This window comes from Ensifer sp. ENS10 (genome assembly GCF_014852025.1).
Taxonomy (GTDB): Bacteria; Pseudomonadota; Alphaproteobacteria; order Rhizobiales; family Rhizobiaceae; genus Ensifer.
On sequence record NZ_JACVAS010000002.1, the window covers coordinates 530,750 to 553,351 of the forward strand.

Annotated in this window: 21 protein-coding genes; 9 read left to right on the plus strand and 12 right to left on the minus strand. The window is 62.1% G+C overall.

All coding sequences use genetic code 11. From position 1 onward, the window contains the following. Positions 1–52 precede the first annotated feature (52 nt). Genes IB265_RS09565 through IB265_RS09575 form a run of 3 tightly spaced genes read right to left on the minus strand, consistent with a single transcriptional unit; the run spans position 53 to position 3,857 of the window. Positions 53–1,108: an ABC transporter ATP-binding protein gene (locus tag IB265_RS09565; protein ID WP_113133971.1), complete on the minus strand. Its 1,056-nt coding sequence runs from the start codon at positions 1,106–1,108 to the stop codon at positions 53–55. Beyond that, positions 1,096–2,868, minus strand: a complete 1,773-nt coding sequence (locus IB265_RS09570) for an iron ABC transporter permease (protein ID WP_082616050.1) — start codon at positions 2,866–2,868, stop codon at positions 1,096–1,098. The genes IB265_RS09565 and IB265_RS09570 overlap by 13 nt, the downstream gene beginning before the upstream one ends. 8 nt (positions 2,869–2,876) lie before the next feature. Next, positions 2,877–3,857, minus strand: a complete 981-nt coding sequence (locus IB265_RS09575; RefSeq protein WP_057253902.1) for an ABC transporter substrate-binding protein — start codon at positions 3,855–3,857, stop codon at positions 2,877–2,879. A gap of 175 nt (positions 3,858–4,032) precedes the next feature. On the opposite strand from IB265_RS09575, the gene IB265_RS09580 reads away from it, so the two are divergent. The 3 genes from IB265_RS09580 to IB265_RS09590 all read left to right on the plus strand — a co-directional run bounded on the left by IB265_RS09580 (position 4,033) and on the right by IB265_RS09590 (position 5,825). Then, positions 4,033–4,296 (plus strand): hypothetical protein, encoded by a 264-nt coding sequence (locus IB265_RS09580; protein ID WP_057253900.1) that lies wholly within the window; start codon positions 4,033–4,035, stop codon positions 4,294–4,296. Positions 4,297–4,497: 201 nt separating this feature from the next. Continuing rightward, on the plus strand, positions 4,498–4,968 hold the full coding sequence (locus IB265_RS09585; protein ID WP_057253898.1) for a carboxymuconolactone decarboxylase family protein: 471 nt from the start codon (positions 4,498–4,500) through the stop codon (positions 4,966–4,968). After that, entirely contained in the window at positions 4,968–5,825 is an 858-nt protein-coding gene (locus IB265_RS09590) for a sigma-70 family RNA polymerase sigma factor (RefSeq protein WP_057253896.1), read from the plus strand. The genes IB265_RS09585 and IB265_RS09590 overlap by 1 nt, the downstream gene beginning before the upstream one ends. A gap of 249 nt (positions 5,826–6,074) precedes the next feature. Here IB265_RS09590 and IB265_RS09595 read toward each other — a convergent pair whose 3' ends face one another. Together IB265_RS09595 and IB265_RS09600 are read right to left on the minus strand one after the other, a co-directional pair. Then, positions 6,075–7,241 (minus strand): IS481 family transposase, encoded by a 1,167-nt coding sequence (locus IB265_RS09595; protein WP_057253894.1) that lies wholly within the window; start codon positions 7,239–7,241, stop codon positions 6,075–6,077. 164 nt (positions 7,242–7,405) lie between these two features. Continuing rightward, on the minus strand, positions 7,406–7,828 hold the full coding sequence (locus IB265_RS09600; protein WP_057253892.1) for a RidA family protein: 423 nt from the start codon (positions 7,826–7,828) through the stop codon (positions 7,406–7,408). Between the two features lie 168 nt (positions 7,829–7,996). On the opposite strand from IB265_RS09600, the gene IB265_RS09605 reads away from it, so the two are divergent. Next, positions 7,997–8,587, plus strand: coding sequence for a TetR/AcrR family transcriptional regulator (locus tag IB265_RS09605; RefSeq protein ID WP_057253890.1), 591 nt, complete (start codon positions 7,997–7,999; stop codon positions 8,585–8,587). Positions 8,588–8,611: 24 nt separating this feature from the next. Here the strand turns inward: IB265_RS09605 and IB265_RS09610 are convergent, their stop codons facing one another. From IB265_RS09610 to IB265_RS09625, 4 genes are all read right to left on the minus strand, one after another. After that, positions 8,612–10,516 carry an adenylate/guanylate cyclase domain-containing protein gene (locus IB265_RS09610; protein WP_057253888.1) on the minus strand — a complete coding sequence of 635 codons (1,905 nt, stop codon included), beginning with the start codon at positions 10,514–10,516 and terminating at the stop codon, positions 8,612–8,614. A 245-nt stretch (positions 10,517–10,761) separates the two neighbouring features. Further along, complete coding sequence (locus tag IB265_RS09615) at positions 10,762–11,367, minus strand: deaminase (protein ID WP_057253886.1); 606 nt, start codon at positions 11,365–11,367, stop codon at positions 10,762–10,764. Between the two features lie 364 nt (positions 11,368–11,731). Next, complete coding sequence (locus tag IB265_RS09620; protein WP_113133629.1) at positions 11,732–13,243, minus strand: nucleobase:cation symporter-2 family protein; 1,512 nt, start codon at positions 13,241–13,243, stop codon at positions 11,732–11,734. A 303-nt stretch (positions 13,244–13,546) separates the two neighbouring features. Beyond that, a complete protein-coding gene (locus IB265_RS09625; RefSeq protein WP_057254424.1) occupies positions 13,547–14,044 on the minus strand; it encodes a helix-turn-helix domain-containing protein in 498 nt (165 codons plus the stop codon). 157 nt (positions 14,045–14,201) lie between these two features. On the opposite strand from IB265_RS09625, the gene IB265_RS09630 reads away from it, so the two are divergent. From IB265_RS09630 to IB265_RS09640, 3 genes are all read left to right on the plus strand, one after another. Beyond that, entirely contained in the window at positions 14,202–14,741 is a 540-nt protein-coding gene (locus IB265_RS09630) for a hypothetical protein (protein WP_057253882.1), read from the plus strand. 32 nt (positions 14,742–14,773) lie between these two features. After that, the gene (locus IB265_RS09635; protein WP_057253880.1) at positions 14,774–15,400 is read left to right on the plus strand and encodes an isochorismatase family cysteine hydrolase; all 627 of its coding nucleotides are present in this window, start codon (positions 14,774–14,776) and stop codon (positions 15,398–15,400) included. Between the two features lie 102 nt (positions 15,401–15,502). Then, positions 15,503–15,796 (plus strand): putative quinol monooxygenase, encoded by a 294-nt coding sequence (locus tag IB265_RS09640; protein WP_057253878.1) that lies wholly within the window; start codon positions 15,503–15,505, stop codon positions 15,794–15,796. A 95-nt stretch (positions 15,797–15,891) separates the two neighbouring features. Here IB265_RS09640 and IB265_RS09645 read toward each other — a convergent pair whose 3' ends face one another. Then, positions 15,892–16,530: a glutathione S-transferase family protein gene (locus IB265_RS09645; protein WP_057253876.1), complete on the minus strand. Its 639-nt coding sequence runs from the start codon at positions 16,528–16,530 to the stop codon at positions 15,892–15,894. A 235-nt stretch (positions 16,531–16,765) separates the two neighbouring features. Between IB265_RS09645 and IB265_RS09650 the strand changes: the two genes are divergently transcribed. Continuing rightward, a complete protein-coding gene (locus tag IB265_RS09650; RefSeq protein ID WP_113479429.1) occupies positions 16,766–18,514 on the plus strand; it encodes an adenylate/guanylate cyclase domain-containing protein in 1,749 nt (582 codons plus the stop codon). A 232-nt stretch (positions 18,515–18,746) separates the two neighbouring features. Here IB265_RS09650 and IB265_RS09655 read toward each other — a convergent pair whose 3' ends face one another. Beyond that, positions 18,747–19,076: a hypothetical protein gene (locus IB265_RS09655; protein WP_112994448.1), complete on the minus strand. Its 330-nt coding sequence runs from the start codon at positions 19,074–19,076 to the stop codon at positions 18,747–18,749. Positions 19,077–19,230: 154 nt separating this feature from the next. Beyond that, positions 19,231–21,666, minus strand: coding sequence for an arylsulfatase (locus IB265_RS09660; RefSeq protein WP_113132233.1), 2,436 nt, complete (start codon positions 21,664–21,666; stop codon positions 19,231–19,233). Positions 21,667–21,989: 323 nt separating this feature from the next. Between IB265_RS09660 and IB265_RS09665 the strand changes: the two genes are divergently transcribed. Further along, complete coding sequence (locus IB265_RS09665) at positions 21,990–22,382, plus strand: hypothetical protein (RefSeq protein WP_112994450.1); 393 nt, start codon at positions 21,990–21,992, stop codon at positions 22,380–22,382. Positions 22,383–22,602 lie beyond the last annotated feature (220 nt).

The window sequence follows — 22,602 nt, forward strand, 5'->3', positions numbered from 1 at the left end:
CTACGATATAGCATTTGGAAGTGGCGTTCCCAAGAAGGCGCAACCTCCTTCCCTAAAGCCGCCAGCCCCTGCCAACAACGAAGCGCCCGGTCTCTCCGGGCTTCATCGCCTGGTCGCCATAGGCCTTCAACGCCTGCCCGTCGGGCAGCGAAAGCGTCAGCGCAAAACGCTCGCCCTCGAAGGAGCAGGCGATGACCCGAAGCGCCACCCCCTCGCCGTCGCGGCGCACATGCTCCGGCCGCACAAGCACATCGCGCATTGGCACGTCACGGATCGCCCCATTGCTCGCACCCGCCTCGCGCATGCCGCCAAGTGCGGTCCGCAGCGCCGGCCACTCCAGCGCCCTGGGCGCCCCCTCGGACAGCGGCAGCCTGAGCACCGAGCCGCGGCCAATCAGACCGCCGACGACGGCACCCTCAGGCCTCGCGTAAATCTCCGCCGGCGACGCCATCTGCATCAGCCGCCCCTCGGACATGACGGCGACATCGGTCGCGAGCGCCATCGCCTCGGCCTGGTCGTGGGTCACGTAGATCATCGTCGCGCCCGAGCGCTCGTGGAAGATGCGGAAGGTCTCCTCCATCGACTTGCGCAGATGCTGGTCGAGATTGGCGAGCGGCTCGTCGAGCAGCACCACATCCGGCGAGGTCACCAGGCAGCGGGCAAGCGCCACGCGCTGGCGCTGGCCGCCGGAAAGGGCCGCGGGCCGGCGATCAGCATAATCGGTGAGCTTCACCAGCGCCAGCGCCTCGCCGACACTTCGTCGCCAGGCTTCACCGGAAATGCCGCGCACCTTCAGCGGATAGCCGACATTCTCGGCCACCGTCATATGCGGCCACAGCGCATAGGACTGAAACACCATCGCCATGTTGCGCCGTTCCGGCGGCAGCGCCCGCGATGCGTCGGAAAGCCGCCTTTCGCCGAAATCGATCGAGCCGTCGGTTGGTTGCTCGAAGCCGGCGATCATGCGCAGCACCGTGGTCTTGCCGCAGCCCGAGGGACCGAGCAGCGCCAGGAAGCCGCCTTCCCGCACGGTCAGCGAAACATCCGATACCGCCGGCCGCCCGCCGCCGAAATGTTTCGTGAGGTGATTGAGGATCAGTTGCGCCACGGCAGCACGCCCTCGGGAAGATATTTCGCAAGCGCCTCGAGCGCCGCCATCAACAGCACGACCATCACCACGACAAGCACCGAGAGCGCTGCGGCAAGATCGGACGAACCGCTGTCGTCGAGATTGAAGATGGCGACACCGAGCGTCTGGGTGCCGGCCGACCAGAGCAGTGCGGAGACCGTCAGTTCGTTGGCAGCGATGAGGAAGACGAGGATGATCGCAGCCCCGGCGGCGGGCGCCACCAGCGGCAGGATCACGTCACGCATGCGCCTGAGGAAGCCGGCACCCGAGAGACGCGCGGCCTCCTCGAGCGACGGATCCATCTGCAGAAAGGCGCTCATGACGGGTTTCAGGCTGACGGCCAGGAACGAGGAGAAATAGGCGATCAGGATGATCCAGATGGTGCCGTAGAGCGAGACGCTGAGGAGAGGCAACGGAGCCGCAAAGGTGAGAATGAAGGCGACAGCCAGCACGATGCCGGGCAGCGCATAGGGGATCTCGATAAGGATGCCGAGCGTATTGGCAAGCAAGCCCTTGCGCCGGGTCATCAGGTAGGCCGCGGGTACGGAGACCGCGAGCAGGCCAAGTGCTGCGGTGGTCGCAAGGAACGTCGAATTGCCAAGCGCCTTCAGCGTCATCGACTGGCGAAAGAGGATTTCTTCGTAAGCGCGCAATGACACGGTCTGAAGGTTGAGCGGCACGCCATAGGCCGGCACCATCGAGCTTGCGACAAGCGCAGCCAGCGGCGCCACCAGCACGAAGAACAGGATCGCGACCAGCGCCATCTCCACGACCAGGCGATAACGCCCGAGCGCGAAAGCGGCATTGGCGCCGGAGAGGCCGATGATGCGGTAGTCCTTCCCTGAGAGCGCCCGCTGCTGCAGGATCAGCCCGGCCGCGGCGATCACGGCGATGAGGCTCGAAAGCAGCGCGATCTCGCCGAAGGTGCCGGCACCGAAGCTTGCCAGCCTCGTGTAGATCAAGGTCGGCAGCACCTCGATCCCAGCGGGAATGCCGAGGATCGCCGGAATGCCGAAATTGCCCACACCCGAAACGAAGGCGATCGCCGCCCCGGCAATCAGCCCCGGCAGCGACAGCGGCGCGACGATATCGCGGAAAACGCGGAACGGCGTGGCACCGGCAAGCCGTGCCGCCTCCACTCCATCCCGCGGGGAAGCTGAAAGCCCGGCTTTCAGCGCCAAGAAGACCAGTGGTGCGTGCTGTACGCCGAGAAGCAGCGAGATGCCCGCGAGCGAATAGAGCGGCTGCGGGCTGCCGAGCGGCGGCGCGATCCCCAGCGTCTTCAGAAGCGGGCTCGCCGGCCCGGTCATCTCCACCCAGGCGAGTGCGGTCACCTGCGGCGGGATCATCATCGGCAGCATGAAGGCGAAGCTTAAGCTCTGCTTGCCGCGCACATCCGTCAGCGCCACGGCGAAGGCGAAGATAGCGCCGATAACGACGGAGACGATCATGCCGCCGGTCGCCGTTATCAGCGTGTTGCGGATCGCTGCAAAGGTCGCGGGTTCGGTGAGCACGCCGATCGACTGCCCGGAGACGAGCCCGGCAAAGCCGGCCTTGGCCAGGCTGATGAGCGGCAGCAGGCACAGCAGAAACAGGCAGGCGAAAACGAAGGGCACCAGCCAGCGCGGCTCGGCGGCGGGTCTGGCACCCACCCTCGCCTGCGGCACGTCCTGCGTCCGGCTTTGAAAGGGAAAGCGCAGCCAGCGGGGCCGGCTGCGCAGGTCATTGCGTTCAAGCATTCCCGATATCAGTTCGTGCCGAAGATGCCGGAGAAAGTCTTGAGGTCGGCGTCGGAGTTCTTCACCGCGTCGGCGGCGTTGACCGGCAACACCTTGATCGTCTCGCGGGCCGGATAGCCCTCGGGCAGCGCCACGCCGTTGCGGGCCGGGATGTAGCCCATCTTCACCGCCGTCTTCTGGCCCTCCTCGGAAAGCAGGAAGTCGACGAACTTCTTGGCGGCGTCGACGTTCTTGGCAGTCTTCAGGATGCCGACTGGTTCGGTCACAGCCGAAACGCCCTCGGCCGGGAAGACGAATTCCACCGGCGCGCCCTTGGCCTTTTCGCGGATCGCCATGAAATCGACGAGCATGCCATAGGCCTTCTCGCCGGTCGCAACCGCCTTCAGCACGCCGCCGTTGCCGCCAGCGGCCGTGGCACCATTTGCCGCGAGCGCCTTGTAATAGTCCCAGCCGAGACCATCGATGTTGGTCAGCGTCTGCGCATGGATCAGCGCCGCGCCCGAGGTCAGCGGGCTCGGCATGGTCACGAGGCCCTTGGCTTCCGGCTTTGTGAGATCCTGCCAGCCGGCAGGCTTCATCGCGGCCGCGGTGTTGTAGACGATGCCGGTCGTGATCATCTTGGTGGAGTAATAGGCGCCGTCGGCATCATAGAGCGAAGCATCGTAGTTGCCCGCTTCCGGCGACTTGTAGTCGGCCAGATGCCCGGCTTCCTTCAGCCGCTGCATCGTCACGGTGTCGGCGATCAAGAGCACGTCGGCGACCGGATTGCCGGCTTCGATCTCGGCCATCAGCTTCGCCATGATCTTCGTCGTGCCCTCGCGCACCCATTCGACCTCGATGCCCGGATTGGCCGCCTGGAACGCATCGACGGTCGCCTGCGCGTCCTCGTTCGGCTGGCTGGTATAGAGCACCAGGCTTTCGGCGTAGGCCGCGGTCGAAAGCAGGCCCGCGACGAGAGCGCCGGCAAGGACGGAAACAAAGGATTTCATGGATATACCCTCGTGTTGAAACTGGCGCCGAGGGATAGAGAGGACGTTTTACAGGGGTATGACAGACCAGAACCGCAAGCCCCCTGTCGCGCTCCCTTAGCGAGAGAACGCACGCTCCCTTGACAAGACGTGCAGACGGAGAAAGTTTGCACGGAATGCGAGTGGAGAAACTGCCATGGACACTTTTCTGAAAATTGCCGGAGCGGTGCTTATCGTCGTATCGCTGGCGGATGCGCTGCACGCAATCGTGCCGTCTTTCGGCTGGCTGGGCATTATTCTTGCCGTGCAGTCGGCATTGCCGACCGTCGGCGCAGGCATCGCGCTTGCGGCCTTCGGCTCGTTGCTCGGACAGCTCAAGAAAATTCGCCTCGCCGCCGAGCGCCAGGCCGATCTGTTTCAGTCCATATTGGAACGCCGCAGCCAACCTTCCGCCGAATAGGCGCTGCCGACCGTGTGGATCGCGGGTGGAAAGGGCGTGATCGGACGGGGAAGGATGCCGCCAGATGCGCCTTCAAATGTTGCATCAACCAAGCTACCGACGAGCCCGCCGCAAAAGATTCCGTAAAAAATTTCGCGCCGATGTCACACCGGCCGTAGCTCGCTCGTCATGGTATCGGAACCAACGAAAGGAAACGGAACCATGACTGCCAAGATCGACCTTTTCGCTGCCGCCCCCCAGCTGATGAAAAACTGGATGGGCACCTCCGTCGCCGTTGCCGCGAGCCTGGACCCGACCATCATCGAACTCGTCAAGATCCGCGCCTCGCAGATCAATGGCTGCGCCAACTGCATCAACATGCACACCCAGGAAGCGCGCGCCAAGGGCGAGACCGAGCAGCGCATCTACTTGCTTGCGGCCTGGCGCGAGGCGCCGTGCTATTCCGATCGCGAGCGCGCCGCGCTAGGCTGGACCGAAGCGCTGACGCGGCTTTCGGAAGGCCACACCCATGAACAGGCCTACGAAGCGCTGAAGGACCATTTCACCGAGGAGGAACAGGTGAAGCTCACGCTGATGATCAACGTCATCAATGGCTGGAACCGCCTGGCCGTCGGCTTTGGCCTCTGGGTCGATCCGGCAGAGGCAAAGGCCGCAGCCGAGAAGGCCGCCTGATGACGGGCACCCCCCAAGAGGACGCAGCGGCGGTTTTCGACCCGCTGCGTCCGAAGCTGATCCGCGTCGCCTACCGCATGCTCGGCTCGGTCGCCGATGCCGAGGACATGGTTCAGGAGGCCTTCATCCGCTGGATGGGGGCCGACCGTGCGGCTGTGCGCGAACCCGAAGCCTTCCTGCGCCGTACCGTGACCAGGCTCTGCCTCGACCAATTGAAATCCGCGCGGCTCAAGCGCGAAACCTATGTCGGCCCCTGGCTGCCCGACCCCGTGGTCGAGGAGGAGCCGGAGGATGACGTCACCCTGCCCCTGATGCTTGCGCTTGAACGGCTCTCCCCGCTGGAGCGCGCCGCCTTCCTGTTGCACGACGTCTTCGGCCTGAGTTTCGACGAAGTCGCAACGACGATCGACCGCGATGCCGCCGCCTGCCGCCAGCTCGCGGCCCGTGCCCGTACCCATGTGCGCGAGGAACGACCGCGCTTCCAGATCGAACAACAGCGTGGGCTCGAACTGGCCAATGCCTTCTTCGCGGCCTCCAGAAACGGCGACATGAAGACGCTCGGCGCGATGCTGGCGGCCGATGTCAGCGTCCATTCCGACGGCGGCGGCAAACGCCCGGCGGCGATGCGGCCAATCCTCGGCTTCGATGCCGTCATGAAGGTGCACCAGCAACTGGCCGCCCTCTTTGCCAAACACGGCTCAACCCTGGTGCGCACCGGCTTCATCAACGGTCTCCCCGGCTTCGTAACGAGGGAAGCCGACGGCGAGTTGCAGACGACCGCGCTTGAGATCGAGGACGGCAAGGTGGTGGCGATCTATGTGGTGCGCAACCCGGACAAGCTGGTGCATCTGCATTAGGCGTGGGCATTATCCGGCGTTACTGTTCCGGGCGGCACTAAGCCACCCGACAGACTGCTGACAAAACTATGTTTGATCATTGTAAGCTTGCGGGAGAAGCCGGTGCGTCAGCCAAAATCTCCGTCATTCCTGTGCTCGTCACAGGAATCTCTAGCAGTTCCAATGGAACTGCGGACCAGCCCAAGTCCTTGGGCTGAAAGGTCTTTTGACCCGACCGACGTCGGGCCGCTGGATCCCCGCCACAGGTGTTCAGTCCGGGGAGATAGCGGACACCTGTTCGGAGAGATGACTGACAGTTTTGGGTTTGGTCAAGTCGATGGTTGCGACCTTGTGTGAGGCGAAGAAGACGCCATAGGTGCCGTCCCGGGTCAGGGGGCGGATAGCGAGGCGTTCTCCGCAGAAGGCTCTTGGCACACGCCATAGCCTGCCCTTGAAGCTGACATAGGCCTTGGTGGTGGAGACGACGTCGCCGCTGTCGTAATGCGGGTCGAGGAGGCAGCCGGGCATGGCCCGTGCGCTCGGTCGGTAACGGCTGGCTGGCGGGTTCTGGCCCAGGGCTTCGTGGGGCCGTTGGTGATTGTAGATCTCACGCCAGCGATCGAAGGCGATCTGGGCCTGGCCCAGATCGCTGAAGCCGCGCAGATCGAGGACTTCGGCCTCCAGAGTTCGGTGGAAGCGTTCGATCTTGCCGCGGCTCTGGGGATGGTAGGGCCGGCTGTGCCACACCTCGACGCCGAGCTTGAGCAGCCAGACGCACAGGCGGGTCCACCGCTCGCCGCCCGGTTCGCCCCAGGGCTGGCCGTTATCGACGAAGAAGGCCTGGGGCAGGCCATAGCGCCGGAAGGTCCGCGTCAGCTCAGCCTTGACCGTCACGCCCTGCTGGTCGGCACACGCCCTCAGGCAGGGCGAGAAGCGGGAATGATCGTCGACGATGGTCAGGGGATGGCAACGCTCGCCTCCCGTCGGCTTGACCCAGCCCTTGAAGTCCATCTGCCAGAGCTGATTGGGTTCGGCTTTTTCGAAGCGTTGCCAGGCCTTGCCGGGACAAGTCGGGAAGCCATCGATCCGGCCGTGACGGCGCAATATCGCGTGGACGGTCGAGACCGCCGGCGGCTCCAGCCCGTCGCGCCGCAGGCAGGCGGCGATCTTGCGGGCGCCCCAGGCCGGATGAGCGTCGCGCACCGAAAGCGCCGCAGCTTCGATCCTCTCGCTGCAGCGGCCGGGACTGGCATGAGGACGACGCGACCGGTCCCCCAGATCGCCATCGCCTGCCGCCCATCGCGCCAGCCACTTGTAGCCAACATCCGCGCTGATGCCGAACCGACGGCAAAGCTCCCGCCGGTTCGCTCCTTCCATCATCGCCAGACGAACGAACTCGCGACGTTCTTCCATCGCCGACACCTCTCGCCAGGGCATGGACCGATCTCCTCAAGACCAAATCCAGCCGATGATGTGTCAGCTATCTCCCCGAACACCTGTCAGGTATCTCCCCGGACTGAACAACAGGGGCGAGGATGAGGGAGAATGGGACAACCCTCGCCAAAAAGCATTTCGGCTTTGTCAGCGGTCTACCGGCGGTGTCAGGCCGCCCGCTCGCGCCCAACTCCAGCACTCTCCGGAATCCGCGCAATCACCTTGATCTCGAAATCAAAGCCGGCAAGCCAGTTGACGCCGATGGCGGTCCAATTCGGATAGGGCTTTTCCGGGAAGATCCGGTTCTTGATTGTCATGATCGTCTCGAACTGGTTTTCCGGGTCGGTGTGGAAGGTGGTGACATCGACGATGTCGTCAAAGCTGCAGCCGGCCGCGGCGAGCGTTGCCTTGAGATTGTCGAAGGCGCGCTCGACCTGGCGGGCGAAATCCGGTTCGGGCGAGCCGTCCTCGCGGCTCCCCACCTGCCCGGACACGAACAGCAGATCCTGAGAGCGGATCGCGGCCGAATAGCCGTGGGCCTCGTAAAGCGCGTGCCTGTTTGCGGGAAAGATTGCGTCGCGTGAAGTCATCTGTCTGGTCCTTTGCTAAATCCAGGGCGCAGAAACGGGCGAGCGCTGCCCGATCCGGCAGAACTTCACAAAACCTGCTTCATTTGATATACGCCACGTATATGAACTAACCAAATACGGCGCGTATGTCAAATTCATATACGCATCGTATATGAATTTGAGGACAACATGGCCAGAACGCGCCAGGAAACGATGGAAGAAAACCGCGTGAAGCTGATAGCGGCGGGCCGAAAGGCCTTCGCCGAAAAGGGTTACGCCGCCGCTTCCATGGATGAGCTCACCGCCGATGTCGGCCTGACGCGCGGCGCGCTCTACCATAATTTCGGCGACAAACGCGGGCTGCTCGCCGCCGTCGTCAATGAGATCGACGGCGAAATGGCCGCGCGCGCCAAGGAGATCGGCGGCGCAAACGACGACGCCTGGCAGTCCATGCTTGCGGAAGGTGCCGCCTATATCGAGATGGCGCTCGACCCGGAGGTCCAGCGCATCGTGCTGCTCGACGGCCCCGCCGTGCTCGGCGACCCCTCGAAATGGCCGAGCCAGAACAGCTGCCTGGTGGCGACGAAGCGGTCGGTGGAGCAGCTGCTGGAGAAAGGCGTGCTGAAGCCGGTTGATCCGGAAGCCGCCGCAAGGCTCTTGAGCGGTGCCGCGCTCAACGCCGCCCTATGGGTCGCCGCCAGTGATGATCCGCAGGCCGTGCTGCCGAAGGCGATTGATGCTTTCCGCGCACTGGTCTCGGGCTTTCTGGCGGATCGATGAGGCAGGCGGCGCGATCCGCCGGCCCTACCCGCCGCGTTCCCCCACCAGTTCCCAAAGGTCGATCTTCGCAGCGCGTCCCTTGACCTGCACTAGCCCGATTTCGCGGAAAACAAAGCTGCGGGCGACCGCGTCGTGCACGGCGACGCTCACCAGGATCGACGTATTGAACTCCTTGTTCAACCCTTCGAGCCTGGAGGCGACGTTGATGGTGTCGCCCATGGCCGTGTATTGCTGGCGCGAGGCCGCCCCGATGCTGCCGACGACGGCCGGACCGGTGTGCAGACCGAAGCGTGTGAACAATTCGGGCCGGCCCGCCTGGCGGTTGGCAGCATTCAGGCCCTCGACCGCCGCCTTCATCGCCAGCGCGCAACGACAGCCGTGTTCGGCGTGCCTGATATCCTCGACGGGCGCATTCCACACGACGAAGATGGAATCGCCGAGATATTGCACCACGGTCCCGCCATGCTCTTCGGCGATGCCGTTCAGGAGCTCGAAATAGGCAGAGAGAATGTCGACCACATCCTCCGGCGAATGCTGCTCGGAAATGGTGGTGAAGTCGCGAATGTCGGTGAAGAGTGCCGTCACCTCCTGCCGCCTGCCCTTGACCACCGCCCCGCCCTGAGGGTCTATGATCCGCCGCACCACCTCGCGCGGCACGTAGAGCGCAAATTGCACGATGGCACGGCGGCTGGCAGCAAGCGCGCCCCCGAGCGTGTTGATCTCGGTGATCCACGAATGCGCCACGCCCTTGCCGGTGAAATTCAGATCGCCGATCCGGCGCGCCTCGTCGGCAAGCCGGTAAAGCTTCTGGCTGATCACCCGCGACAGCATCAGCGATCCGAACACGCCGGCCACCAGAAGGCCGGCGGCAATCAACAGGTTGCGCACCAGCAACCGGTTGGCCTGCGCCACGAGATCGTCGAGCGGCACGACGATTGCGACCGAGCTCCCCTTGAACAGGCCGTCAACGCTGACCGGCGCGACCTGCGCCAGATAGCTTTCGCCCTCAAGATCAATCTCGGCAAGGCCACCATTGGCATAGCGCGGATCCTTGCGCAGTCGCGCCACGGCCTCCACGCTCATGTCGAGGCTGCCCATGTCGACGGCGCGCCCGCCCGACCAGGTTCCCAAGATCCTGCCCATGATCGCCGGGTCGGAATGGGCGACGATCGTGTCGCCGTCGCCGATGATGAAGGACCGGGCGCGCGGCGAAATCTCCCGCGGATCGAGCAGCCGGCTGACGGTCTGCAGGTGAATGTTGACGCCAACCACGACCCGGTGGTCGCCCTTCATCGGCGCGGCCAAAGCGAGCGTCGGAACCCGGAGCGTTCCCGCGACGAAGGGCCCGACGGACACCGGCGCACCGCTTGAAACGGCGGCCTGATACCACGGACGTTGCCGTGGATCGAAGGATGTCGGCTCAAACCTCGGCTCTCCGATCGGCCTTGTCTCGCGGTCGAGAAACTGAAGGGTCGACTGAGCCTGCGAACCCTGCCTGGGCGTGATCGTCCGGATGGCGAAGTTCGCCTCCGCCGGCGCCGAAAGGCTCTGGCGGACATAGTCCCTCTCGGTGTTGATCACCTGCACGTAGGAACCGTCAGGATAACCGGCATAGATGCTCGTCGCGTTGGACACGCTTCGAAGCACCTCCAGGAAGAACTGCTGTTTTGCCTCAAGTTCCGCAGGCGGCGTGGGTATGAGCTGAGGTACCGCGGACGCCAGTCCGACGGCCTCATGTCCGCCTTCCAACGCATTCCTGTAGCCTTCGATCAGCCGAAAGCTCATCTCGCGCATGTGCTTGGCGCCGCCGAGAACGGCCGCCGCCCTGCCCTGGCTGAACGCCATCCAGATGATCGGCGTCGCCGTGCAGATGAGCAAGGCGACGACCAGAACGCTGAGGTGCACCCTGAGAGGCCTGGACCAGTTCACGCAACTCCCCCGAAACGTGACTTTATTTCGGCGAAACTATCACCTGCTCGGGCCGGCAGGAATGCGCAATCTTTCAAACAAATAGACCATTTCATTGAATCAACTGCATGTTTCCTTCGATCGTAGCCGATTGAAGGACACAAACATGCAGCACTTCAAAGCGCTACAGCGCCGCGCGTCTGATAGGACGCGCGGCGCTGCAGGAGACAATGAAATGGTCCGATGCGCAGGCCGTCTTTCAGGCCTCAGTTCAGCGGGATGGCGTTGCCGTCCTTGCTGTCCTGGTAGGTGGAGGAGAGTTCGTCGTACTTCGCGCGGATCGCGTCTGCGCGAGCCTTCAAATCCTTGCGCTGCGGCTCGGGCAGGCCGTCGATCAGCGCGTGGATCGACTGGCCCTTCCAAAACGCGTTCGTGCGGTTGTAGCCGCCGGGCTCCAGCGTGAAGACCTCCTTCAGGATTTTCAGGTCGTGCGGAATGGAGAAGCTGTCCCGGGAATCCTCGTGGCTGAAGAAGTAGTAGAAATTGTCGAAGCCCGCCCAGGTGATCGCCGACAGACACATCGAGCAGGGCTCATGCGTGGAGAGGAAGATGAGATCGCGGGAGTCCGGGCGCTCAGTACCCTCGATCTCGTAGAAGCGCTTCAGCGTGTGCACTTCGCCGTGCCAGAGCGGGTTTTCCGTTTCGTTGTTGGTCTCGACGAGCACGGTCGAAAGATCGGACTTGCGCATCAGTGCCGCGCCGAAGATCTTGTTGCCGGCAGCAACACCGGCTTCCGTTGCCGGGATGATGCCGCGCTCCATCGTGCCAAGCAGTGCATCGAGGAGTTGGTAGTTATCGGTCTGCTGTGTCATTCCCAGTGTCCTTTTGTTGGGTTTTGAGAGCAACGCCAGGAAAAACAGGAAACGGCTTCCTGCCCGGAATGGCGGGTTTCAAAGCAACTCCAGAAAAAGTGCGAAGCGGTTTTTCGTCCGGAGTTGCGTATTTCCGAGCAATCCCAAGAAAAGTGCGAAGCGGTTTTCCGTCCGGGATTGCGGGTCTCAGAGCAACTTCAGAAAAAGTGCGAAGCGGTTTTTCGTCCGGAGTTGCGTATTTCAGAGCAATCCCAGGAAAAGTGCGAAGCGGTTTTCCGTCCGGGATTGCGTGTTTCAAAACAATCCCAGGAAAAGTCTGAAGCGACTTCCGCCCGGGATTGCGTGTTCCAAAGATCGGGCCGGCTCAGTGCGCCTCCGCCGCAATCAGCGGCACTTCCGCGCCCTTGGCATCGTAGAGCTTGCCGTTGAGGAAGTAGTCGCCGTCATGCAGACGGGCGATGTCCTGGTAGCGGATCGTGCGCTCCGTTGCCGCGGCGAAGACCGACTGCTGATCGGAATTGCCTGCCGTGAAGTGGTTGAACAAGAGGTTGAGCAGGATCGCCATCACGGCGGCCGACGAGATGCCCGAATGGAAGATCGTCGCGACCCAGGCCGGGAAATGCTCGTAGAAGCCGGGGGCCGCAATCGGGATCATGCCGAAGCCGATCGAGGTGGCGACGATCACCAGGTTCATGTTGTTGTTGTACTCGACCTTGGACAGCGTACGGATGCCGCTAGCCGCGACCGTGCCGAAGAGCACGAGGCCGGCGCCGCCGAGAACGGAGGTCGGGACGGAAGCAACGACGCGCCCCATGATCGGCAAAAGGCCGAGCGTCACCAGGAACATTCCGCCCGTTGCCACCACATAGCGGCTCTTGACGCCGGTGACCGCCACGAGGCCGACATTCTGGGCAAAAGCGCTCTGGGTGAAGGAGCCGACGACAGGTGCCAGGATGCTCGACAGCATGTCGGCGCGCAGGCCGTCGCCGAGCCGGCGCGAATCCACCTTGGTCTCGACGATCTCGCCGACGGCGAGAATATCCGCCGAAGTTTCGACCAGCGTCACGATGATGACGATCAGCATGGAGATGATCGCCGCCAGTTCGAAGGTCGGATAACCGAAGTGGAAAATCTTCGGCAGCGCGAAGACCGGGCCGTTTGCCACCTGCGAAAAGTCGGTCATGCCGGCGACGTAGGCGATGCCCGTGCCGATCACGATCGAAAGCAGGATCGAAAGCCTGGAAATCGAAGCACTGCCGAGCTTGCTGAGCAGCAAGACGATGACGAGCGTCACCGCCGCAAGCTGAATGTTGGCGGTGCTGCCAAAGTCCGGCGCCGCCTTGTTGCCGCCCATGGCCCAGAACGCTGCCACCGGCATCAGCGTAAGGCCGATGGTGGTGATGACGATGCCGGTAACGAGCGGCGGAAAGAAGCGCGTGACGCGCGAGAATATCGGCGTGATCAGAAGACCGATCAGCGAGGCCGCGATGACGGCGCCGAGAATGGCCGGAATGCCGCCATTGCCTGAAATCGCGATCATCGTCGCGACGCCCGAGAACGAAACGCCCTGCACCAACGGCAGGCGGCTGCCGAAGAAAGGCAAGCCGATCGTCTGCAGGATAGTTGCGAGACCGCCAGCAAAGAGCGATGCGGTGACGAGCAGGCCGACATCGGCGGAATTCAAGCCCGCCGCCTGGCCAAGGATCAAGGGGACGGCAACGATGCCGCCATACATGGTCAAAACGTGCTGCAGACCATAGGCGAGGTTGGCGCCGATGCTCAGCCGTTCGTCTTCGGGATTCTGGGCCGGATTCTGGGCCAGATTCTGGGTACGCGTAGTGTCCTCTGAAATGCTTGCCAAGGGTCTCTCCTCCATCCCTTTGCGACGCGTCCCGTCTCCAGCGGGACAAGGCAAAGGCTACTGAAGGAGGGCAAATCGCGCTTGCCTAAAAAACGCGAAACACCTTTCGGATTTTGGGCGGGAATGGTTGGGCGGGAAAGTCGGCGAGACAGGCCGCTTCTCGGCCATTTCCGGCGATTGCAGCCGCAAGCGTCCGACCGCCCGGGCGGTCTGGCGCCGTCACCCGGCACGTCCAGAGGAGAGCAGAGATGATCGCATTCCGCAATGGCCTGGCAGTGGTGTCTCAGGCGTGCCGCCCGCCCGGCAGCGGAATGCGGACTACCGGCTCTCCTTGAACCGTTCCCACCGCTCTTCCCTTTCCTGGGCATAGGCCGGATTGAGCTCGGCGCTGAGATCCGCCCGCTTCAAGGGCTCGCCGCAGCTCTCGCAGAGCGGACCCAGCCCTGCCGGTTTGCCGCAGGTCAGATGGGTGTAGTTGACCGCCCGCCCCTCTTCGGGTGCCTTCACCCAGGCTTCGCCCCAGGCGCGCAGCGCCAGGATGACCGGGTAGAAGGCGTTTCCCTTTTCCGTCAGGTGATACTCAAAGCGCGGCGGGCGCTGGTTGTACTGGCGGCGTTCCACCATGCCTTCCGTTTCCAGCGCCTTCAGGCGCGCGGTGATCATCTGAGGCGTGCCCCCCGTCTGCGCCTGGATCTCCTCGAAGCGATGTCCGCGCATGAACAGCTCGCGCAGGATCAGCACGGTCCAGCGGTCCCCCACGACGGCCTCGGAGCGCGCCACCGGGCACAAGGTGCGTTCGGCAGAATTCTTTTCCACTTTGTCACTTTCTTTTTCATAGGCACTTGTCACTATGATTTTCATATCTAATATAAGCGATGTCGCACGGAATGCAACGGGCCATGAGGGCCCCCGCGATGCGGCCAGGCATTCAAAGGCCAAGCATGAAAAGGCCAGACATGAAAAGGAGTCTGCCATGAACAGCCACGAGACCGGCGATCTCGAGATCGTCGATTCCAGCTTCAGCGCCATCATCAACGCCCCCTTCGAGAAGGTCGACATACCGAGCTGGTGCTTTACGCTTGCCGAGGAGGAATACCGGCTTTGCTCCCCGGCCCATATTGCCGCCGGCGTTACCACAGCGCCCGACGGCAGACGCATGTCGATCAACGTCGAAACGATTGGCGGCACCCTGATGGTGCAGCACTATGTGGAGACGCTGAGCGAGAAGCATCACCTGGTGCTGGAGTCGGTCTCGGATCTCTTCCCGCCTTCGGGCCGGACCACGATCCATGTGCTTTGGGAACTGAGCGTCAGGCGCATTGACGAGCACACGTGCGAATTCACCAACCACGTTCGCTCCAGGGCGACGGAGGAATTCAAGGCCTCGCTCGACCGGCAAGGCATCCCCTTCGACGTGTTCCGCGCGCAGCGACAGCCGATGTCGATTGCGCACAACAAGGGCGAGACACCGCTGTTTGCTGCCAGCATCGAGCGTGCGGCGCTTCGAAACTAGGTCTCTATGAACCAATAAAAATGGAGACGACCATGTCAAAGCCGAATTACAGCAAAGAGACGACAGCCCTGCTCTTTGTCGACCCCTATAACGACTTCCTTTCGGAAGGCGGCAAGATCTGGGACCGGATCAAGCCGATCGCCGAGGACGTCGGGCTGATCGAGAACCTGAAGTCGATCGATGCCGCAATCCGCGCCGCCGGAATACGCGTCTTCATCGCCCCGCATCGCCGCTGGGAACCGGGCGACTACGAAGACTGGGCGCATCCCAGTCCGACCCAGCAGGCCATCATGCACCGCCACTCGTTCGCCCGCGGCGAATGGGGCGGGGAATGGCATCCGGATTTTGCGCCGAAGCCGGGGGACGTGGTGGCCAAGGAGCATTGGGGCCAGAGCGGCTTTGCCAATACCGACCTGGACCAGCAGCTGCGGCAACGCGGCATCACGCATCTCATCATCGTCGGCCTGCTCGCCAATACCTGCATCGAATCCACGGCCCGCTACGGCATGGAGCTCGGTTATCACGTGACCCTTGTGCGCGATGCGACGGCCGCCTTCACGCATGAAATGATGCATGCCGCCCACGATCTGAACGGCCCCACTTTCGCGCACGCGATCCTGACAACGGGCGAACTGCTCGAGGCCCTGCCGGCTTCGTGACGAAAGGCGCCGGCGAGAGCCTCGGGCCCGCTGCTCTGAAACGAAGAGACACGGACGGCACGCCGGTTTGTCGCGCCGTCCCCAGTGACCAGGGAAATGACCATGTCAAAATTCGTAGTACTTGGAACAATCGAAGCCGTTGCCGGCCATCGAGAACAGCTCATCCCCCTGTTGCAAGCCCATCGGGCTCGCTGCCTGCGTGATGAGAAAGGAACGCTCCGCTTCGACATCATGACGTCGAACGATGACGAGGCGAAAATCCACATCCACGAGGTCTATCAGGATGCAGCCGCTTTCGACCTGCATCTCGACGGCCCCTCGATCAAACAGTGGCGCGAAGAAACCGCAGGACTGGTCGCGGGCGTTGTCGTCCACAAAGCGACACCTGTCGAATAGGCGCCGAGGGTATGAAGCTCGGCAGCGGCGACCGCCGGCATCACCACGCGGGCCGCTGCCAGCGCCGTCCGAACCAAAGGCAAAATCTGTACCCTTCACCCCGGCAGCGGCGGCAGTTCAGGCGCGACCAGACCATGGAAAGGATCACGCCACGTCTCGATCTCTTCAAGCCGCCGCGACCAGCGCATGAGCGCCGGATAATCACCGATCGGTAGCCGCGCCGCGTCGTTAAAGGGCAGGAATGTCGCCATGCGGAAATCGGCGAAGGACACCGTGTCGCCGACCAGCCACGCGCGACCGGAGAGCTCAGCCTCGAGTATCCTCGCCGCCCTATGAAACTCCCGCAGCCCCTCCTCCACCATCGCTTCCTCGCAGGGGCCGATGCCGTAGCGCAGCTTGGTGCCGCGCTCCCAATGCACCATGTCGCAGGCTTTCACGAAGTTCTCCTTCCCCCAGCTGATCCAGCGGATCATCTCCGGCTCGTCGTCATCCGTCCGCCAGAAATTGGAACCGGTCTGGCGGGAAAGATAGCAGGCGATCGCATCCGCCTCCCAGAGCGACCGGCCGGTGCGCTCCAGGATCGGCAGCAGCAGGTTCGGATTGAGTGACCGGAAACGTTCGGCCTGGCCCGGCGCCATGGGTTCGGCAAATTCGAACGCGACCCCGGCCTGCAGATACCGCGCGACGGCAACCGCCAGGCGAGGATTAGGATTGCGGCTGAAGTAGAGCTTCATGCGGTGGCTCTCCGTTGGTGCACGTCATGAAGACGAACGAAGGCGCCGCGCGCCGACAGGTACGAAAGAAAAATCGACCGCCGCTTCGTCGCGAATGACTCCTAGCAGACCTGACGCGTAGCAGCCTGACTTCGCTCTGGGACAACTGGTTGCGGCCAGGCGCGGCTATGTATGCTATCCTGTCATCAACCAGGCTCTGCAAGGGAGCCCAGGTGACCAACAGGGACACTATCGAGTGGTGGACAAGTCCGTTCAGCGCCGTCTGGCTGCCATCCTTGCCGCCGATGTAGTCGGTTACAGTCGCCTCATGGGCGTGGACGAGGACGGCACCTTGGCGGTCGTGCGGAACCTCCGCGCCGAAGTGATCGAAACCAGGATCGCCGAGCACCAAGGTCGGCTGTTTAAGTCTATGGGGGATGGCTTTCTCGCGGAATTCCCCAGCGTCGTGAAGGCCGTGGCCTGCGCAGTCGCATTACAGAAGGATATGGCAGCACGGAACGCAGAGCTGTCAGAGGACCGAGCCATCCAACTCCGCATTGGCGTCAACTTGGGGGATGTGATTGCTGAGGATGGCGATGTTTTCGGTGAAGGCGTGAACGTCGCTGCGCGGATCGAGGGACTTGCCCCGGCGGGCGGCATTGCAGTCACCGGCATGGTTCACGACAACGTAGGAAGTCGCCTTGATCTCTCGTTTGAAGACATGGGTGAGCAGCAACTCAAGAATATCGCCCAGCCGGTCCGGGTCTATAGTCTGGGAGCTCCCTCAGGAACATCGGTGCGACCAACAGCGGTAGAACGAATCAAACCGTCCATAGCAGTACTGCCATTTACCAACATGAGTGGTGATCCCGGGCAACAGTACATTTCCGATGGGATCACCGAGGATATCATTACCGAACTCGCCCGCTTTCACGGCCTATCCGTAGTAGCTCGCCACGCGTCGTTTCATTTTGCCAACAAAGGAAAAAGTCATAGCGAAGTAGCGCGGGAACTGGGCGTTGCCTATGTAGTTGAGGGTAGTCTACGCAAATTGGGCGACCGAATACGCATCACAGCCCAGTTGGTCGATGCCATAACCGGCACTCACGTCTGGGCCGACCGCTACGATCGCGATGCGCAGGATATCTTCGCTGTCCAGGACCTTGTTGTGGCCGCAATAGTAACAATGCTGGAGGGCCGCATGTACGCTGCAGAAGCAGCAAAAGCCCGTGCAAAACCAACTACTAGCTGGTCGGCTTATGACTGTCTGTTACAAGGCCGCAATCTATGTGACCATCAGCGTGATGCCGAAGCCGTACCCCTACTTGAGCGGGCAATTGCCGTCGATCCGCATTTTGCACTTGCGCATGCCTGGCTGGCGATAGCTCTTACCATCAGCAATATCATTGTGCTCGATGACGATCAGATGGCCAAGGCCGAGAGCGCTTCGAAACAAGCGCTGGAACTAGATGCCAACGACGCCACGTCTCATTGGGCAAGAGCGCTCTACTACCTTTGGACAGGAGACCATGACCGTTCACGCTTCCATTTTGACAGGGCGCTGACACTCAATCCGGCCGATATACAGATTAAGGGCGACTACGCGAACTGGCAGCGCGCCAGTGGCAGGCCGGCCGATGCGTTGGCCACAATCGATGCCGCCATAGGCTTGGGTCCCTTCGTGCCCGATTGGTTTGCAGCGGTTCGCGGCCTGACGCTCTTTGACCTCGCTCGATATGCTGACGCAGTCGAAGCGCTCGAGAGTGTCCCTGTACAACGCTCCAGTGGCCTCTTGTACCTAGCCGCCGCGCGCGCGCAATTAGGCGACTTAACTGGTGCAAGTGAGGTGATCGCCAAGGTGAAGCTGGTGAAACCGGATTTATCGCTTCGAAATGTGATCCAGGTACTGCACTACGCACGCCCTGAAGCTCAGCAACACTTGATTGATGCCCTGCGGAAGGCGGGGCTGCCGGAGCAGTATGTGCGCCCCTTACGAGCAAGTTGAGTTAACTTCTGCTTGTGGCCCATTGCTTCTTTTAGCTGCGCTGCAAACGTTGGTCGCTTTCGGTGCATAGCGGACGCCGGCAAGTCGTCCGCCCGGCTGATTTATGGGTTCACGGCCTAGCGCATCCCGCTCTCAAGTGGAAGCACTGGAGGCGAAAGATGCTCTAGAATCAAAGTGCTAGGGCGTCCTTTGTGCGTTCAGTCGAACGCACGGCACTCTAGGTGACGTTGGGTTAGTTGCGACTGCGCCAGAGCAAGACCGACAGCACCGCATGAACTGCGACCGCGGGCCACAGAAGGACGCCCGCGGAGCCAGTTAGTCCGAAATAGGCCAGATAGAGTGTGACTGCCGCACTGTAGATCAGCATGCCGAGGAGACCTGAGTTCCTCCAGCAGGCAACGCCGAGTGCGATCAGGGCAATACCGGCCACCCGGGCCGTCGGGATAGCGGGCCCGGTCAGTGCCTCGCCAAGCAATACCTGCCCCACGAACGAAGGCAGCACCACCAGCGCGAGGCCTGTTGCCATCTCCGCGAAGGCGGCGAGATCAAGCACGCGTATCATAGGAACGCACCTCTGCTAGCCGTTTATGTCCAAGCCTTGCGATGCACCGGCGCTAGAGCATCCCGCTCTCAAGTGGAATCACTGGAAGCGGAAAGATGGCCTAGATTCAAAGTACTAGAGCGTCCTTTGTGCGTTCGCTTGAACGCACGGCGCTCTAGGGCGTTGCGTTTGGCTTCAGCTCAAAAGTCAGCTTGTCGATCTTGCCCGTGAAGCGGAAGGGCGTGTCGTAGCGGTATTCCAGCAAGGCGACGCCGGTGCGTGTGTCGAGACCGACGTCAAAGGTCTCATCCTCGGGGAAGGTAACCGGGATGCCGTGGTCGATGCTGTTCGTGGCGACCTCCTGGCCGTCGACCGACAGAACGCCCGTGCCGCCGGCGCCAAGTCCCTTTCCATCCGACTTGAAGTCGAAGACGATCGTGTGTTTGCCGGGTTCGAGTTCCGGTCCCTCCCACATGGTGCGCTTGAGGTCGAGGAGATTGTAGAGGAACACGACCTTCCCACTGCCGACACCGAAGTCTCCCTGGCTGAGGAAGAGGCCGTAACCGCCAAAGCGGCCGCCTTCGGTGACGATCATGCCTTGCGCACCGCCGTCCGGTATCTCGACGTCGGCAGTAATCGTATAGGACTTGTTCAAGGTGCTGGGCGCAGCACTGCCCGGCACACCGCTCAATTCTCCCTGATAGGTGAATTCCGTCCGTCCGGCCGTCAGGTTGGGTCGAGGGGCGTTCCAGCGTGCGAGCGTCGAATTGTCGAGCGGCAGCACGTTGTACTTCTTCGCTTCGGCATAGAAGAGGTCCTGCAATTCCTTGAGCTTGTCAGGCATTTTGGCGGCAAGATCGGTGAACTGCGTCGGGTCTTCGTCGACGTTGTAGAGTTCCCAATTGTAGCCGGTGATCACGTCGGGAGGCGTCTTGGTGCTGAGTTCCCACGGCAGTGTTGCGGGCGTCGTCGCGGCGACCCATCCCTCGTGGTAGATCGCGCGGTTTCCAAGCATCTCGAAGTACTGCGTCTGGTGTTGCGTCGGGGCAGTGGCATTCGCCTTGTCCCATGTGTAGGCCAAGCTGACGCCTTCGATCGGCTCCTGCTTGATGCCGTTGATCGTCTCCGGTTGCGGGATGCCGGCCGCCTCCAGGATCGTCGGCACGATGTCGATGAAATGGTGGAACTGCGCGCGGATGCCGCCCGCGTCGTTGATATGGCCGGGCCAGGACATGACCATGCCCTGCGCCGTCCCGCCGAAATGCGACGGCACCTGCTTTACCCACTTGAACGGTGTCCCCATTGCCCAGGCCCAGCCGGCTGCGAAATGCGGGAATGTCCGCTCCGAACCCCAGAATGGATACCAGAGAAACTGGTCCTTAACCGGAACTTCGACACCGTTGAATGTGGTGAACTCATTCGGTGTGCCGTTGAGCATGCCCTCGGCGCTCGCTCCGTTGTCGCCGCCGATGTAGATGATCAGGGTGTTGTCGAGCTCTCCGAGGTCTTCCACCGCCTGGATGACCCGCCCGATCTCGTTGTCAGCATAGGCAAGGTAGGCGCCGTACACATCGGCCTGCCTGATGAACAGTTTCTTCTGCTCGAAACTGAGCGAATCCCATTGCGGTAAACTGTCGGGCCAAGGCGTGAGCTTCGCGTTCTCAGGCATGATGCCGAGCCGCTTCTGATTGGCGAAGATCGTCTCGCGAACCTTGTTCCAGCCCTCGTCGAAGAGGTGCATGTCGCTGATCTTCTTGATCCATTCGGGCGTCGGGTGGTGCGGCGCATGGGTGGCGCCAGGCACGTAATATACGAGCCAGGGCTTGCCGGGGGCGATCTCGCTCAGTTGCTTGATGTGCTGGATCGCGTCGTCGGCCATGGCCGTTTCCAGGTTCCATTTGGGATTGCCTTCAAACGGATAGATGGCAGTCGTGTTGCGGAACAGGTTCGGTTGCCACTGGCTGGCATCGCCGCCGACGAAGCCGTAGAAATAGTCGAAGCCCATGCCCGTCGGCCACTGGTTGAAGGGCCCCGCCTGGCTCGATTGATAGGACGGCGTGTTGTGGTTCTTGCCGAACCACGCGGTGGCGTAGCCATTTTCCTTGAGGATCGTGCCGATCGTTCCTTTCTCGATGGGAATGATCGAATCGTAACCGGGATACCCGGTAGCGATTTCGCCGACCACGCCGAAACCGACGGAATGGTGATTGCGCCCGGTGATCAGCGCCGCACGGGACGGCGAGCAAAGCGATGTCGAGTGGAAGTTCGTGAAGCGCAACCCCTCTTTGGCGATGCGGTCCATCGCCGGTGTCGGAATGACCCCGCCGAAGGTGCTCGGCGCGCCGAAGCCTTGGTCGTCCGTCATGATGAGCAGCACATTGGGAGCGCCTTTCGGAGGCACGACACGCGGCGTCCACCAGGGCGTCGATTCCGAGGCTTTTTCCTTGATCACGCCGCCAAAAGCCGGACTTGGCGACGGAAGCTGCTTACCCGTAATTGTCGTGGTCGCTCCGGGTGCGCCGAGCGTCCCTGAAACCTGCTGTGCCCATGCGGACGTAAAACCAAGCGCGAAGAAGGCTGCACCCGCAAGCATGCTCTGGCCAATGGTCATGGCGAACACCTCTACTGCAGATCGTTGATTTCTCTCCGAATTAGAACGGTCTAATATACGCATATCACTGCGTGTGGGAAAGGTAAAAGACCGGTCGTAAAACTCGCGCGCGTTAGGTTCAATGTCCCAAGGCGGCTGATGCCGACACAGGCAAACATGAATCACGCAAAAACATGCTCGTTTGAGCGGGACTCACGTATAGCGATGCAAGCATCCCAGCGATCGACGCGGGCGTCGCGTCTTTCGTTGCCTGAACAATTCCGTTCTGGCTGCGTTCATAATTACGAGCGCTAAATGGGACCGACGTTTAGGAGGTGACATACATGAAGAAGATCATTTCAATCAGCCTGCTGCTCGCGTCGCTGATACCGGGCGCAGCACTGATGCCGGGCACAGCACTGGCCCAGGGCGTAGAGCTCTATCTCGATGACGGTGGGCCAAGATATGACGATGGCCGACGCTATTACGACGAGGACTACGGCGACGACTATTATCGCGACCGCTACTATCGCGACCGCCAGTATCGCGATCGCCGCGCCCAGCGCCGCATTTGCACCCCGCAACGCGCTTTGGCTATAGCGCGGGCCGAGGGCTTGCAGGGCGCCAGAGTCGGTCGAACCACCAATCAATGGATCGAAATTAGAGGGTCGCACCGTCGCACGATCGTCTTCGGCCTTCAGCCCAACTGCCCGGTTCGCGGCTACAACAACTGGTAAAATGCATTGCGGGGCTTTCCGTCGACGGTTGGGGCGATCTCCGCCCCAACCCGGCGGCCCGCTATCTCAGGCCCCGCCCCCGGCTGAAAACGGGGGGCCGGCCCGGACGGTGAACCTCGTCAGGCGTTCATGGACGGACGATACTGGCGCTTTTCAAGCACCGTGACAGCGTGAAGGTCTGTGCTCCCTCACGAGGTTTCGGCCTCGCACCCTGTGAACC